We start from the raw sequence: 15,350 nt of genomic DNA, 5'->3' as shown, positions 1-15,350 counted from the left end.
TTATTTTGTCGGTACTTCTTCCATCACATAGCCTTCGATCACGTCATCAACTTTAAGATCGTTGAATTTCTCGATCATCGCGCCACATTCAAACCCTAGCTTCACTTCTTTGACATCGTCTTTGAAGCGTTTCAAGCTGGCAAGTTTGCCTTCATAGATAACAATACCGTCACGGATCACGCGGACGCCACTGTCACGACGAATGCTGCCTTCCGTCACATAGCAACCAGCAATCGTACCCACTTTAGAAACTTTGTATGTTTCACGAACGATCATTTGACCAGTGATTTTTTCTTCGAATTCAGGATCAAGCATCCCTTTCATCGCAGTTTCGATTTCTTCGATCGCTTTGTAGATGATGCGATGCAAACGAATATCGACTTTTTCCGCTTCCGCTTGCTGTTTGGCTTGCGGTGTTGGACGGACGTTAAATCCGATGATGATGGCATTACTTGCCGCTGCTAGCGTTACATCACTTTCATTGATGGCACCAACGGCTGAATGGACGATGTTTACTCGCACACCTTCCACATCGATTTTCTTCAATGACGCAGCCAATGCTTCAGCTGAACCCTGTACGTCTGCTTTGATGATGACATTTACTTCTTTCAGTTCACCTTCTTTTAGACTTTCAAACAAGTTATCTAATGTCACACGACTACTTGATGCGCGTTGCTCCATTAAAGCACGTTTTGCCCGTTCTTCCCCTGCTGCCCGAGCTGTTTTCTCGTCTTCAAAAGTAACGAAACGATCACCTGCTTGAGGGACATCGTTCAATCCTGTGATTTCGACAGGTGTAGCAGGTCCTGCTGTTTTATCACGACGACCTAAGTCATTCGTCATTACCCGAACACGACCGAAGGTATTCCCTACAACGATTGGATCACCTACATGAAGCGTTCCTTGTTGAACCAATAGGGTAGCCACAGGTCCTTTTCCTTTATCAAGGCGTGCTTCAATGACGGTACCGATTGCCCGTTGGGTAGGATCAGCTTTCAAATCTTCCACTTCTGCAACTAAAAGAATCATTTCAAGCAATTCTTCAATGTTTTGCCCAAATTTCGCTGAGATTTCAACGAAGATCGTATCGCCACCCCAGGCTTCTGGGATCAACTCATGTTCACTTAATTCTTGCATCACGTGTTGTGGGTTGGCACCTGGCTTATCGATTTTGTTTACTGCAACGATGATCGGCACTTTTGCTGCTTTCGCATGGTTGATTGCTTCCACCGTCTGTGGCATCACACCATCATCAGCTGCGACAACTAAAATCGTGATATCGGTGATACTTGCTCCCCGTGCACGCATACTGGTAAAGGCCGCGTGTCCAGGAGTATCTAAGAAAGTGATTGGTTTGCCATTGATGTCGATTTGGTAAGCCCCAATATGCTGGGTGATTCCTCCAGCTTCACCACTCGTCACTCGTGAATGGCGCAAAGTATCAAGCAAGGTTGTCTTCCCATGGTCAACGTGTCCCATGATCGTCACAACAGGTGGTCGTGACACCAAGTTCTCTTCGACTTGTTCTTCTTCTTCAAAGAATTTATCGATGTCTGCGATATCCACTTGGACTTTTTCTTGTGGTTCAATTCCGTAATCAGTAGCAAGCAGTTCAATCGTATCTTTATCTAAAGGTTGGTTTTGATTGACCATAACCCCCATCATAAAGAGTTTCTTGATAATTTCAGCTGGTTCACGGTAGATTTTTTTCGCGATATCCGCTACGTTCATGCCTTCTGTGTATTCCAATACTTCTGGTAACTCACGGAATTTACGTGCTGGAACTGGCGGTTTCTTTTCCGTCTGCTGACGGCCTTTTTTGCCTTTTTTGTTAAATTTGTTGCGATTGTTATTGTTGAAATTGTTATTGCGTCCACCGTAATTTGACTTGCCGCGGTTTTGATTTCCTCCACGGGAATCATTCGATCCTTGCGTACGGTTATTGTTACGGTCTGCCCCTTGCGTATTTCCTGCAGATTGAGCGGCCGGACGGTTTTGTTGCCCTTGGTTGTTTGGACGGTTTTGCTGTCCTTGGTTTGTTGGGCGATTTTGTTGTCCTTGGTTATTCGGGCGGTTTTGTTGCCCTTGGTTATTCGGACGATTTTGTTGTCCTTGATTGTTTGGACGGTTTTGCTGTCCTTGGTTTGTTGGGCGGTTTTGTTGCCCTTGATTATTCGGACGATTTTGTTGTCCTTGGTTTGTTGGGCGATTTTGTTGCCCTTGATTGTTACGATTCTCTTGGTTATTCACTCGATTATGACTTCCTTGGTTATTTGGTCTGTTACTTCCTTGACTGTTCGTGCGATCTACTTGTCCTTGACCAGCAGGACGGTTATTACTTTGCGCAGTTCGCTGTTGACTTTGATTGTTATGACGGTTTTGGAAGTTAGGATTATTTCTTTGCGTTTTAAATTTCTTTTGTTCTTGTTTTTCCGGCTGGTTGGCTGGTTTCTGATTTGCGGGATTTGAGTTTGCAGATGTTTTACCATTTGGATTGCCGCCTAACGACTGCTGCAATTTCTGCGCCTCTCCATCTGAGATCGCGCCCATATGATTTTTGACATCAAAGCCTAAAGATTGTGCTTTTTCAACAACCTCTTTGCTCGATTTGTTCCATTCTTTTGCAAGTTCATAAATTCTTTTTTTCCCCATGCAATCACCTTCCTAACCTAATATTAATTCCTGCACCTTCCTTGCAAATCCTTGATCTAAGATGCCAATGACCATTCTTGGTTTCCCAATGGCCGTACTGATTTCATCAGCAGAAAATGCATCTAGGAGCGGAATTTCGTAATAAGAACTTTTGTCCTTAATTTTCTTTTGTGTATTTTTACCAGCATCACTGGCGACAATGACCAAAGCAGCTTTCTCATTGCGAATCTCTTTTAAGGTCATTTCTTCACCAGTCACTAATTTCCCAGCACGCATGGCTAGTCCTAACATATTTAATGCTTTGGTTTTATTCATTTGCAAATAACTCTTTTCGCGCTTTTTGGTGCGTTACATAGTCCAATAGTTCTTGGTAAAATTCATCTGTCAATTTCGTTTCCAACACTCGATCTAAAATACGCTTATCCCAAGCTTTCTGGGCTTCAGCCGGTTCGATCGCTATATAGGCACCACGACCAGGCATTTTTCCGGTTGGATCAATAGAAACCACGCCTTCTTTTGAACGAGTGATACGAAGCATTTCTTTCTTAGGCAACATTTCACCTGAAATCACTGATTTTCGTAAAGGAATTTTTCGTTTTTTCATCACGATCTCACCTCAACTATTTTTCGTCAAACTCAACATTTTCATAATCATCCGCAGTCATGTCTGATGAAAGGATCGCTTCATCGAGCGTTTCTGCAGATTCTGTTGCTTCTGTGCTGATTTCTTCAGCAGCTTCTGAAGCATTGGCATCATACTCATCGATATAGTCGCCTTCATCCAACTTCGCATAAAACTCTTCCATGTCTGTTTCTGATTTGATATCGATTTTGAAGCCAGTCAATTTCGCTGCCAGGCGGGCATTTTGTCCCCGTTTACCGATCGCCAATGACAATTGGTAATCAGGCACGACAACGGTACAAGACTTCGGATTATCAACATCGAAAATAACGTCGCTAACTTCCGCTGGATTCAATGCATTGGCAATGAAGATCGCTGGATCTTCATTCCATTCCACGATGTCCATGTTTTCGCCTTTTAGTTCATTGACGATTGCTTGAACCCGTTGCCCTTTAGGACCTACACAAGTGCCGACAGGATCAACGTTAGCATCAAAAGAACGAACAGCCACTTTGGCACGATCCCCTGCTTCACGAGCGATACTTACGATCTCTACAGTACCATCATATACTTCTGGCACTTCTTGTTCAAATAATCGGCGTAGCAAATCTGGATGGCTACGGCTAACAAATACTTGAGGCCCTTTAGACGTATTTTCAACACGAGAAACGAATACTTTGATCCGATCATGGGGTTGATAAAACTCATTTGGCATTTGGTCTTGTTTTGAAAGTACTGCTTCAATTTTACCTAAGTTCACATAAATATAACGATTGTCTTGACGCTCTACGATTCCTTGTAGAATGTCTTTTTCATAAGCACTAAATTCGTTATAGATAATGTTTCTTTCTGCTTCTCGAACTCGTTGCAAAATGACTTGTTTGGCCGTTTGCGCCGCAATACGACCAAAGTCTTTAGGTGTTACTTCAAAGCGGATTTTGTCGCCGATTTCATAAGCGGGGTTGATTGTCATCGCTTCTTTTAATGAAACCTCTAGTTGCGAGTCCATGACTTCTTCTGTCACTTCTTTGACTGCATATACGTGGATGTTGCCTTTTTTCTGATCAAATTCCACTTCCACATTTTGTGCTTGCCCGTAATGACGTTTGTACGCTGAAACCAATGCCGCTTCCAAGGCATCGATGACAATCTCTTTTGAAATGCCTTTCTCTGCTTCTAATGCATCCAATGCATTCAACATTTCTTTACTCATGATTCTTTCATTCCTCCGTGTTTAAAATTGAATGGCTAAACGAGCTTTGGCAATATTTTTCCGGTCGATCGTTCGTTCTTTTTCTCTGGTTTTGATTCGGGTCTTCATAACTAGCTGATTTTCGTCGAATGACTGTAAAAAGCCTTCGAACTGTTTTTCTCCATCAATCGGTTGATATAAAGAAACATGAATGTACTCTCCGACTGCCCGTTGATAATCTGCTTCTTTCTTCAATGGACGCTCGGCGCCAGGGGAAGAAACTTCCAAGAAATAGGCTTGTGGAATAGGATCAGGATCGCATTGGTCTAATTGTTCACTAAGTTGTTCACTGACAAAGGCACATTCCTCGATATCGATTCCGCCTTCTTTATCGATGAACACACGAAGAAACCAATTTTTCCCTTCCTTCACGAATTCTACTTCAACTAATTCAAATTTTTGCGCATCCAGAATAGGGGTCACTATATCTGTAACAGTTTCCACTACTGTACTCACAACATCGCCTCCTTTATTTCTCAACGAAACGAACTTCATTCCATTAAAAAGAGTGAGCGAAAAAACCGCTCACTCACTCTAAGTATCATTACATTGTAAATATAACACAATTTTCATAAAGATTCAACTACTGTCGCATGTTCCCTTCGCTTTCAGAAAAAAACAAAGCATTTTCTTAATGTTTTTTAATGCTTGGGTGAATGGATGTTAGTGAATCACTTGACCAATCCGACGTAGTAGTTGTGGGAAAATACTTTCTGGATCAAAGTCCATTGGCGCTTCATGTGGGAAATGAAGCCAGAGCCGACCGCCATAAACCACTAGTACTAAAAGTGTCAATGTCACCCACAGGTTTTGACTGTGGTAAAGTTTGCCGATTTTCGGATTTTTTTTGAATAAAACGATCCCGAATACGATCGGCACTAACCAAAACAAGGGATGAAAATGTAGCGCGCCTTGAAGATCGCCTTGGAATAAATGTAAATATGCGCGCGTCATGCCACAACCTGGACAAGGAACCCCCGTTATCCATTTAAACGGACAGATCAATAATCGACCCAATCATCTGAATCAAACGGATCATTTGAAGCATCAGATGATGTCATAGTATTTTGATCAGCTGCTTCCCACATTTGGTTCATGTCTCCTTGTAAAATCGCCATATTGATAAAATCAAAATTAAAGAGGCTTAAGACAACAAACAGGATTTTGTTGTCACTCAAACGAGGCATTTTCGCTCGTTGTTGCGCACTCATAAAGATATCCGCGATTCGATACCACCAATAAATTTGATACAACCCACAAGTAAGGATCGTTAATAAAATCGACGTCTCTGGTGAAAGACGATTGTCCCCACTGTACTCTGCTAGCTCTTTGGTTGTTTGGTACATCCAAAAGAATGTATAAATACCACAAGTAATAAATGTTAATAGAATGACCGATACAACCGATTTTTTTCTTACTCCATAATTATAGTTCATCACATACCCCTTCTATTTTTCTCCTTGTTGCTACCGGTTAATTATATATGATTTTATTCACAAAAACAAAATTTTCTGCATTTTCCACAGTTTTTATAGAACAAAAAGAGATAAACAGCACCTGCTAAAAAGCAGGTGCATATACTATAAGACAATTATCTTCTTTGTAACAAAAACTATGCGCGGCTATAGTTTTTCACTTCTGCAGCCATAGCATCAACAAAAAGATTCAACTCTTCCACTTGAGTTTCTTTGCTGCCATAGCGACGAATATTGACTGTTGCGTCATTGACTTCTTGATCCCCAACAACGATTTGGTAAGGAATTTTTTGTGTTTGCGACGCACGGATCTTGTACCCCATTTTTTCATTGCGATCATCTACTTCCACTCGCAGACCTTGCGCTTGCAAGCGTTCTTTGATTTCGTATGCATAGTCGCTGTGGGCTTCGACTGAGACCGGAATGATCGATGCTTGGATTGGTGCCAACCAAGTCGGGAATGCCCCTTTATAGACTTCTGTCAAATAAGCCACAAAACGTTCCATCGTTGAAACGATCCCGCGGTGGATCACCACTGGACGGTGGTTGTTTTCGCCATCTTCACCAACGTATGTCAAATCAAAACGTTCTGGCAATAAGAAATCCAATTGGATCGTTGACAATGTTTCTTCCATACCTAGAGCTGTTTTCACTTGGACATCTAGTTTAGGTCCGTAGAAAGCTGCTTCACCGTCAGCTTCAAAATAATCCAATTCTAATTCATCCATGGCTGCTTTTAGCATTGTTTGCGCATTTTCCCACATCGCATCGTCATCAAAATATTTGTCTTTATTTTGTGGATCGCGATAGCTTAAACGGAAACGATAGTCAGTAATATTAAAGTCTTCGTAAACGCCCACCATAAGATCCAGTGTCCGTTTGAATTCTTCTTTGATTTGATCAGGACGAACGAATGTATGACCGTCATTTAAGGTCATTTCACGAACCCGTTGCAACCCTGATAGCGCGCCAGATTTTTCATAGCGGTGCATCATCCCTAATTCAGCAATCCGAATTGGTAGTTCACGATACGAATGAATGTCATTTTTGTAAACCATCATATGGTGCGGACAGTTCATTGGTCGTAGAACCAGCATTTCGCCATCACCCATATCCATTGGTGGGAACATGTCCTCGTGGTAATGATCCCAGTGCCCTGATGTTTTGTATAAATCCACGTTTGCCATGATTGGTGTGTATACGTGTTGGTACCCAAGGCTAACTTCTTTATCCACGATATAACGCTCGATCGTACGACGGATCGTTGCTCCTTTTGGCAGCCAGAAAGGCAGACCAGCGCCGACTTCAGGAGACAACATAAACAATTCTAATTCTTTCCCTAGTTTACGATGATCGCGTTCTTTTGCTTCTTCCCGTAAACGGATAAATTCCTTCAAGTCTTTTTTATCGAAAAAGGCTGTTCCGTATACTCGTTGCATCATCTGGTTATCAGAGCTTCCACGCCAGTAAGCACCTGCCACTGATAACAATTTGTATACTTGGATACGACCAGTTGATGGGACGTGAGGACCGCGGCAAAGATCGACAAATTCACCTTGCTGATAGGCAGTAATCGTTTCGTCATCTGGTAATTCAGTGATCAACTCTACTTTGTATGGATCTTCGGCAAAAAGGGCCAACGCTTCTTCTTTTGTTAATACACGTCGTTCGATTGGCAGATTTTCTTTGATGATCTTCATCATTTCTGCTTCGATTGCCGGTAGATCTTCCGCAGTTACTGGGTTTTCCCCATTATCTGTGTCATAGTAAAAACCAGAATCAATTGCAGGTCCTACCCCAAAATGAATCGATGGATAGAGTCTGCGCATAGCTTGAGCCATTAAATGAGCTGTCGAATGACGAAGTAAGCCTAAGGCGTCTTCGTGATCGGGTGTCACGATCTCAATCGTTGCATCTTCTTCGATCGGACGTGAAAGATCGATCAGTTGCCCATTGACTTTTCCAGCTAAGGCTTTTTTTGCAAGACTTTTCGAGATACTTTCAGCAATCTCTTTGGTTGTTACCCCAACAGCAAATTCTTTTTTTGCGCCATCAGGAAATGTAATAAATAATGACATATGAATGTCCTCCTTTGAATGATTTCAATCAATAAAAAAAGTCCTAGTATCGGTTACGATACTAGGACGATCACTCGTGGTTCCACCTATTGTTTAAAAACAGAAAAAGTCTGTTTTCCTCTTCATGAGATAACGGTTCAACCGCCTCCGTTTCGACAGAGGTCTAAAAAAAGTGGTCATCCTTTGGTTTTCTTCTAGGAAATTTTCAGCCAAGATTTCCCTCTCTTATCGAAGACTCTCAAATTCAGGTGTCTTTTTTATTGATCGATTATGGCTCAATTAAACCACTACCTACAAGAAAAAGCAAGAGAATTATTTCCAATCGCCATTCACAGCATAGGTTCCTTGCTTCATTTCATTGATGATAACGTGGATATGCTCCTTAGGGGCACCCGTATTTTTATGGACTGCCTCAGTGATTTCTTTCATCATATTCGTCAGTTGTTCTTGTGAACGCCCTTCAACTAGTTCGACATGGATAAATGGCATACGATTTCCTCCTTTGTTTGCTTTTGATTATACACCTTTTTCAGAAAGACAAAAGCGATTGTCGCGCTTTTCATTGAAAATCATGGCCTTCATCTTCTTGATACACAACAGAAAACTTCTCGCAAACACACAGCATTTGATCGTGAAAAGACAAACCCGCTGAGGCATAAGCTCGTCGAAAAAAAGCTTCATGAACACGGCGCCAATAAGCCAAAGTGCGATCTCCTTCCCCTTCTAAAAAGGCGAACGCTGCTGTCACCTCATCAAAAGGCACGATCGACACTGACTCTAAATAAAGAACAGCTCTTGGTACATCCGAACCATCTAAAAGAACACTATACGTTCCTGATTGCGGCAATGCTTCTTGCTCGATTTCATAGAGGGCAGCGGCAGATGTCGTTGCCGTCTTTTTGCCAGCTAAAACCAGTGCTGCCAGTTCATCGGCCATTTGTGGGGTATCACCAAAGGACCAAGCATCTTCATAGGTCAGAGCAGATTGGTTTCTTGGGTTTACTTTTAAAAATTGTTGCCAAAAAGCCTGAATCTGACTGTCTTTTATTTTTGGTTCTCTGGTCTCATCTGCCAATTTTTTTCACTCCAATACTTCGTATATTTTTGGACATTCTCAGCTTCTTGCCAATCATAAGCCAATCCCAATTTCTCGCTAATTTTCTTTGCTTGGCCATCAAATCGTTTTTGCATCTTCAAAAGTGACTGACCGCAAGCAGTGATCGTGGAAAAATCAAGCAATGAGGTCAATTCCCGCCACTCCTTTTCCGTGAGAAACGACTGCAGGTATTTATGATTTTTTCCAGTACTCACCTGAAATTGCTGAGTGTGGGCAACAAACAAATCTTCAATCCATAACAATTCTTGCCAACAAATGGTGTATAAATGATCCGCAGCATAAATCAGCTGCTTTCGAAGCAGCCCTTTCACGACATACGTGCTTACCCACCAAAATTCGTTGCAGTGTTCCCGAAAAGCGGCTTGGGTCGGACGCTTGATCCAGTAATGCGAATGATTTGCTTGATTAGTAAAACTTAGTAATTGGTCTGGATCAAGCAGCGGCTGCAAGCCTGGTTCGTTAGCCAGCCGATCGACCAGTGCAAGAGGACAAAGCATGAGATCGATTCTTACTCCGTCTAAAAAATGCATCAAGTACGTAAAACAACCACCCAGACTGGGCGGATAGATGGTGCTAGCTTCCGGTGTTTGCCTGATCATGAGCGGTCCAAAGGCTTCTAACCATGAAGGATCATCGACCAAGGGCTGAATATCATCCATTACATAAACCACATCAAAGTCTTGCAAAAAATCTTTTGGCGCCTGCGGATCGGTCCGTGAACCAGATAAACCGATGGCACGTGCCCCAACACCTTCGCCCACCGATTGGATCAGTCGGAGTAGTTCTGCTTCTTCCCTCACTCTTTCCACCTCTAATTCGACTAATTTTTGAATTACTATGCTCTTTCTATAAATATTAGCATAGTTTCTTTTTTTCCACGACATTCGCAGGGAAAATATGCTATAATTTTATGTCGCAATTTTTTTAAGGAGGATCCTTCGTGAACGAACGTCAAAAAGAACAACAACATGTTAATGAAACCATTGCTCTGATCCACAGAGAACAAGCGATCCTTTCGCAGCAAAAACAAGAGTTAGCCGCTAAAATGGATGATCAATTAAAAGAAATCGCCGATAAGAAAATTCGCGGGGGCGACAGTGAAGCCTTTTATGAATCAGTTATCGAGTACCAGCAGCATGAACAAGAATTGCTGATAAAATACCAAACCGCAGAATCGCAAGAAAAACGCGTCAAAACCTTAACAACGATGGCGGGCAATCCGTATTTTGCTCGAATCGATTTCAAAGAAGAACAAGAGACCGAGACCCTCTATTTGGGGATCGCTTCATTACGAGACAAAGATGAAGAAACGATCGTCATTGACTGGCGCGCACCGATCGCCAATCTTTACTATGAAGGAGAGCTTGGTGAGACCTTCTACGAAACAGACACTGATCGGTTTACGGTAGAATTGCTTTTGAAACGCCAATTTAAAATTCAAAATGGTGAAATCTTGTCGATGGTCGATACTTCGGAGATCATCAATGACGAATTTTTGTTGGAAATTTTGGATGAAGCCTCTTCTTCTCAAATGCGTAACATCGTTTCAACGATCCAAAAAGCGCAGAACCAAATCATTCGTGATACCACCAATAAATTCTTACTGATCGAAGGGATTGCTGGAAGTGGGAAAACCTCTGCTTTGTTGCAGCGGGTCGCCTTTTTACTTTACCGTAATCGCAAATGGCTGGATGAAAAACAAGTCTTGCTGTTTTCACCCAATCATTTGTTTTCTGATTATATTTCCATGGTCCTGCCTTCTTTAGGGGAAAGTGAAGTGCCCACAAGAACCTTCCACCACTTTATCCAATTGATTCTGACTGGCTATGAAGTGACGAAAGAAACCCAACAAGAAGAAACCTTTTTAAGCGGAGACGACGACGCCATTGAAAAAATCAAAAGCAGTCTTTTCTTGGTGGAAAAAATCAACCGTTATGTCCGTTCGATCGCACCGATTGGTCCCTTGTTCCGTGATCTAAAAATCCAAGGGCAAACCTATTTGACAAAAGAACAAATTCGCCGCTGGTATCAAGAAACCAATAATGAACTGCCGATTTACCAAAGAACCCAACTGCTTCAAACGAAATTATTAAAAAAAATCGGCGGCTTGGAAAAAGATGAAGCCAAAAAAGACTGGGTCAAAGAAGCGACCGAAGAACAATTGCAACAAGTATTCGCCAACGATCCTCATCAAGAATACAGCGAAGAAAACGAACGCCGTTTACGGAAGAAGCTCAGACAGCAAATCGTCCGCAAGAAGTTCCGTTCCTTGACGCGGGGAGTGAAAAACTTTCAGTTTATCAACCAAGCCAAACAATACTTACACTTTCTACAATCGGTTGAGTCTGCTGCAGTCAAAGAAACTGGTATCGAGGCTGCGGCTTGGCAGCAAAGTATTGCCGACATTCGTCAAGGTATGCGCCAAAGACAGATCAAACAAGAAGACGCCGTTTTGTTTTTCTTACTGATTAAACAGCTCTATCCTGTTCACGTCGAAGAAAAAGCTCGGTTTATCTTTATTGATGAAATGCAAGATTTCCCACCTGCCCAAGTGGCATTGCTGCGTCAGCTTTATCCAAAGGCTGGTATCACCCTTTGCGGCGATTTGAATCAAAAAGTGTATGGCAATGAAACGATCGTCGGGGCATTAGCAGAATTATTCCCCCACGAACGTGTGAAACGTTATCAATTGAAAACCAGCTATCGTTCGACTAAGGAAATCACAGATTTCGCCAATCAATTTTTAGTGGGCAGTGATCAAGTGGAATTGACGGCTCGTAAAGGGGCGGTACCAGAAATTACTAAAGGAACTGCAACTGAAAATCTGGCTTTCCTAGAAACTAGTATTCGTGACGCAGCTGAGAATCAGCGTTGGCGCACCGCGATCATTTGTAAAACCGCAAAGGATTGCCAACAATTATATGAACAATTGGCAGAAACAATGCAGGATCAAGTGCAGTTGATTACTTCTGAAGAAGACTTCATGAAACGCAATGTGATGATCTTCCCCGCCTTTTTAGCAAAAGGGCTAGAGTTTGACCAAGTCTTTGTCTGGACGCTGGGGGCCGCTTTTGAGACCGAACAAGACCAATTGATTTTCTATACGATGGCGACACGGGCCATGCATCAGTTGACAATTCTTACAAACGAAGAATTGCCGCTTTTAGCAAAAGCCAATCCTGCCACTTATCAGTTCCAAGAAGCATCAAAGATTGACTAAAAAACTAACAAAAAAACATCACGATCGGCTTGTTTCTTTTGAAGAAACAGTCGAAAGTGATGTTTTTTAGCCTTTTAATTCGCCGATAAACAAGCGGGTTTCTGGATAACGCATCCCGACGATGGTTAAAATCATTTGCAGCTCAGAAACGTGTTCTGGATCTTCTGTAACGAATAATTTTGTATGTCGGCCGATACTGCCGTTATCGATCAAGCGATGGGTACGATTCCATTGACTAAATTCCTCAATCGTCGTAAAGCGACTAAGAGGGAAGCCAGCACCATCAAGAATTTCTGTCAATCGAAAAAGTACATAGGAACTATCGATAACAAATTCTTTTCTGTGAGGCAAAGCACGCGTTCGTTTATAATCAATAATTGCTTTTTCTGGTCGATGCTCTAAAAGCCAATCCAACAGCAAGAAGAACCCTTCCATTCGGTACTCATCGATAAAGAGCCGTTCAGAGTATTCCGACATGCGAAAGACTAATGGAATCAAAAAACGCTCTTTATAAATCAATAATGGTGCGCGATCAACCACGACGTTTAAATAACGATTTAAGTAGGAAGAACCACGATAATCGCCCAAACGATACCCCTCTACCCCATACTTTTTATATTTTCGGCAAAGGGCCGAACAGTCAGAAATCGATACAGACACTTCTGCTAGCTTCTCAAAACCACTTAAGATTCGATTAAATGGCTCTAAAACGATTTTTTCTTCCATGTCTGCCCCCCTAACGAGTTGTTTGCTTATGTAGTAAATCATAACATATAAAATGCCTAGAAACCAACTGAAAAGATAATGAATCTGGAAGAATTTTCAAGAGAAGTGCTTCTCGCTCTCTTGTTTTTTCACTTGGCTAAGCAGCGGAAAACCCATTGAAAAAAAACACCAAAAAATGGCAGCCAGATTACCTCTAGGCTGCCAAGTGCGTTTTATTCTTCGGCGTCTGCCACATTGTGATAGACGTTTTGTACGTCTTCAAGATCTTCTAACACATCGATCATTTTTTCGAATTTTTCTAGATCGTCACCCGTCAAGGTTACTTCATTTTGAGGAATCATTTGCATTTCTGCAATTGAGAATTCAGTGATTCCTTTTTCTTTCAAGGCTTCTTGAATGGCATGGAAGTCACTTGGTTCACCGTGAACGATGATTTGTCCATCTTCTTCAACAACATCACGAACATCGATCTCTTTGTCCATCAAGTATTCTAAGATCTCATCCGCATCGTCACCGGCAAAGCCAAATAATGCTGTGTTATCAAACATATAAGCAACTGCACCTGAAACGCCCATGTTCCCGCCGTTTTTACCAAACGCGGCCCGAACATCGGCTGCAGTACGATTGACGTTGTTTGTCAAAGTATCGACGATCACCATAGATCCGTTTGGTCCAAATCCTTCATATCGAAGTTCTGAGTATTGTTCATCGCCAGAACCTTTGGCTTTTTCAATCGCACGGTCAATAATGTGTTTTGGTACATTGTAGGTTTTCGCACGTTCGATAACAAAGCGTAATTTTTGGTTCGCGTGAGGATCAGGATCACCCGATTTTGCTGCTGCGTAGATTTCGATTCCAAATTTTGCATAAACTCGGCTATTGTTTGCATCTTTAGCAGTTTTCTTCGCTACGATATTTGCCCATTTACGACCCATGATTTCACTTCGCTTTCTTGTTTTTAAAAATCCTTATTCATTATACTTGTCAAATGGCGTTCTGTGAAGTAATTTTCACTTATTTATCAATAAAAAGCGGAATTCTTCGAAAATTTTGTTCTGTGATTTGAGCATTCCCTTGTTGATAGATCTGGTCGATCCGCAATGACAAGCCATAGCGCTGTGCTTCTTGCTTACCGAATTTAGCGATCAGCGGCAGGGTCAGCTCTTTTTTGACCTCTTTTAAATAGTGCTGCCCTTGCTTCGTATACCCTAAGACCCGAATAAAGGAATGTTCTTGGGCTTCCTTCATTTCAGCTTTTGTCACTTGGAACAATACATAACAAGCAAGACGCTGCAGCCGCGTTTGGGTATAACGCTTCGTCTTTAACAACTTGATAAAATCTGCAAAAGAATCCGCCACAGTCACATATTGTTTCAGTCGATATTCTAGTCCTTCTTCCATCTGGTAAATAGCCGCTAATTTTTCAAGAGGGGCAGAAATGATCTGGTATTGAAGATACGGCCAAAAAGCTTCCCAGTCGACTGTTGCTTGTGAAAGAAAGTTTTGTGTAGCTTCCGGAACAAAATCCGCAACAGCTGCACCTTGTTTGATTGCTTGGCGAATGGCTGTTGCACTGGCGATCGTTGGATGATTGAATTGTTCTGAATGATAGGACGCCGCAACACGTTGGATGGGGACCAAGCGCAATGGTTTTTCATAATGTAACACTTCCCGTGCATACGCCATACCCAACAGATGATTCGGCTGATCTTTTTCTGCATGGTACTCAGGATAAAGCTCACTGAGAACCGCACTCATTTTTTGACTATAGGTAGCATTTTGCCTAGCTATGCGTTGAAATGCATCATCGATCATCCGCTGATTTTCTTTTTCAAACTGAGCGAACTTTGCATAGTCAAAGGGTTGTTTCGCATCTGTTCCAAAACACAAAGAATCACATTGCAGATCTTGTAAGACCCTAATCGCTCCCGCTGCAAAAAAATCAGCAGACTGGACGGCCCAAGCGGATGGCAGTTCAACGACCAAATCGACGCCATTTTGCAATGCCGCTTGGGCTCGCTGCCATTTATCGATGATTGCCGGTTCACCACGCTGTAAAAAATTTCCACTCATCACGGCTACAATGACCTCGGCGTTGGTTTCTTGCCGGGCTTTGTCCACGTGGTATTGGTGTCCATGGTGAAAAGGATTATATTCTACGACTAGTCCGCAAGCCTTCATCGACATCCCTCCTGTTTTACATAACGG

General features: G+C 42.2%; 15 protein-coding genes. 1 reads left to right on the top strand and 14 read right to left on the bottom strand.

Going from position 1 to position 15,350, the window contains the following annotated elements; genetic code table 11:
- From infB to A5870_RS07420, 11 genes are all read right to left on the bottom strand, one after another.
- Positions 1–2,652, bottom strand: coding sequence for a translation initiation factor IF-2 (gene infB, locus A5870_RS07475; protein ID WP_086292279.1), 2,652 nt, complete (start codon positions 2,650–2,652; stop codon positions 1–3).
- A 12-nt stretch (positions 2,653–2,664) separates the two neighbouring features.
- A complete protein-coding gene (locus A5870_RS07470; protein ID WP_086292278.1) occupies positions 2,665–2,967 on the bottom strand; it encodes a YlxQ-related RNA-binding protein in 303 nt (100 codons plus the stop codon).
- Positions 2,960–3,256: an RNase P modulator RnpM gene (rnpM, locus tag A5870_RS07465; protein WP_005225922.1), complete on the bottom strand. Its 297-nt coding sequence runs from the start codon at positions 3,254–3,256 to the stop codon at positions 2,960–2,962. The genes A5870_RS07470 and rnpM overlap by 8 nt, the downstream gene beginning before the upstream one ends.
- 16 nt (positions 3,257–3,272) lie before the next feature.
- The gene (nusA, locus tag A5870_RS07460; protein ID WP_086292277.1) at positions 3,273–4,487 is read right to left on the bottom strand and encodes a transcription termination factor NusA; all 1,215 of its coding nucleotides are present in this window, start codon (positions 4,485–4,487) and stop codon (positions 3,273–3,275) included.
- Between the two features lie 21 nt (positions 4,488–4,508).
- Complete coding sequence (gene rimP / locus A5870_RS07455) at positions 4,509–4,982, bottom strand: ribosome maturation factor RimP (protein ID WP_077454435.1); 474 nt, start codon at positions 4,980–4,982, stop codon at positions 4,509–4,511.
- Positions 4,983–5,189: 207 nt separating this feature from the next.
- Positions 5,190–5,528: a DUF2752 domain-containing protein gene (locus tag A5870_RS07450; protein WP_170920140.1), complete on the bottom strand. Its 339-nt coding sequence runs from the start codon at positions 5,526–5,528 to the stop codon at positions 5,190–5,192.
- Positions 5,528–5,962, bottom strand: coding sequence for a DUF4234 domain-containing protein (locus tag A5870_RS07445; protein ID WP_086292276.1), 435 nt, complete (start codon positions 5,960–5,962; stop codon positions 5,528–5,530). The genes A5870_RS07450 and A5870_RS07445 overlap by 1 nt, the downstream gene beginning before the upstream one ends.
- A 176-nt stretch (positions 5,963–6,138) precedes the next feature.
- Positions 6,139–8,079, bottom strand: a complete 1,941-nt coding sequence (thrS, locus tag A5870_RS07440; protein ID WP_005235617.1) for a threonine--tRNA ligase — start codon at positions 8,077–8,079, stop codon at positions 6,139–6,141.
- A gap of 312 nt (positions 8,080–8,391) precedes the next feature.
- Complete coding sequence (locus A5870_RS07430; protein WP_005225916.1) at positions 8,392–8,568, bottom strand: 2-hydroxymuconate tautomerase; 177 nt, start codon at positions 8,566–8,568, stop codon at positions 8,392–8,394.
- Between the two features lie 70 nt (positions 8,569–8,638).
- A complete protein-coding gene (locus A5870_RS07425; protein WP_081118627.1) occupies positions 8,639–9,154 on the bottom strand; it encodes an ASCH domain-containing protein in 516 nt (171 codons plus the stop codon).
- The gene (locus A5870_RS07420; protein WP_081118628.1) at positions 9,124–9,996 is read right to left on the bottom strand and encodes an aminoglycoside 6-adenylyltransferase; all 873 of its coding nucleotides are present in this window, start codon (positions 9,994–9,996) and stop codon (positions 9,124–9,126) included. The genes A5870_RS07425 and A5870_RS07420 overlap by 31 nt, the downstream gene beginning before the upstream one ends.
- Before the next feature lie 140 nt (positions 9,997–10,136).
- On the opposite strand from A5870_RS07420, the gene helD reads away from it, so the two are divergent.
- Complete coding sequence (helD, locus tag A5870_RS07415; protein ID WP_086292275.1) at positions 10,137–12,416, top strand: RNA polymerase recycling motor HelD; 2,280 nt, start codon at positions 10,137–10,139, stop codon at positions 12,414–12,416.
- Positions 12,417–12,482: 66 nt separating this feature from the next.
- Here helD and A5870_RS07410 read toward each other — a convergent pair whose 3' ends face one another.
- The 3 genes from A5870_RS07410 to A5870_RS07400 form a co-directional block, all read right to left on the bottom strand.
- The gene (locus A5870_RS07410; RefSeq protein ID WP_086292274.1) at positions 12,483–13,142 is read right to left on the bottom strand and encodes a hypothetical protein; all 660 of its coding nucleotides are present in this window, start codon (positions 13,140–13,142) and stop codon (positions 12,483–12,485) included.
- 212 nt (positions 13,143–13,354) lie between these two features.
- A complete protein-coding gene (locus A5870_RS07405) occupies positions 13,355–14,077 on the bottom strand; it encodes a YebC/PmpR family DNA-binding transcriptional regulator (RefSeq protein WP_005225911.1) in 723 nt (240 codons plus the stop codon).
- Between the two features lie 79 nt (positions 14,078–14,156).
- Positions 14,157–15,323, bottom strand: a complete 1,167-nt coding sequence (locus A5870_RS07400; protein ID WP_086292273.1) for a nucleotidyltransferase — start codon at positions 15,321–15,323, stop codon at positions 14,157–14,159.
- Positions 15,324–15,350: the final 27 nt, after the last annotated feature.

The organism is Enterococcus sp. 2G9_DIV0600 (assembly GCF_002140615.1).
Taxonomy (GTDB): Bacteria; Bacillota; Bacilli; order Lactobacillales; family Enterococcaceae; genus Enterococcus_D; species Enterococcus_D innesii.
This window is presented reverse-complemented; position numbering and strand designations above follow the sequence as displayed.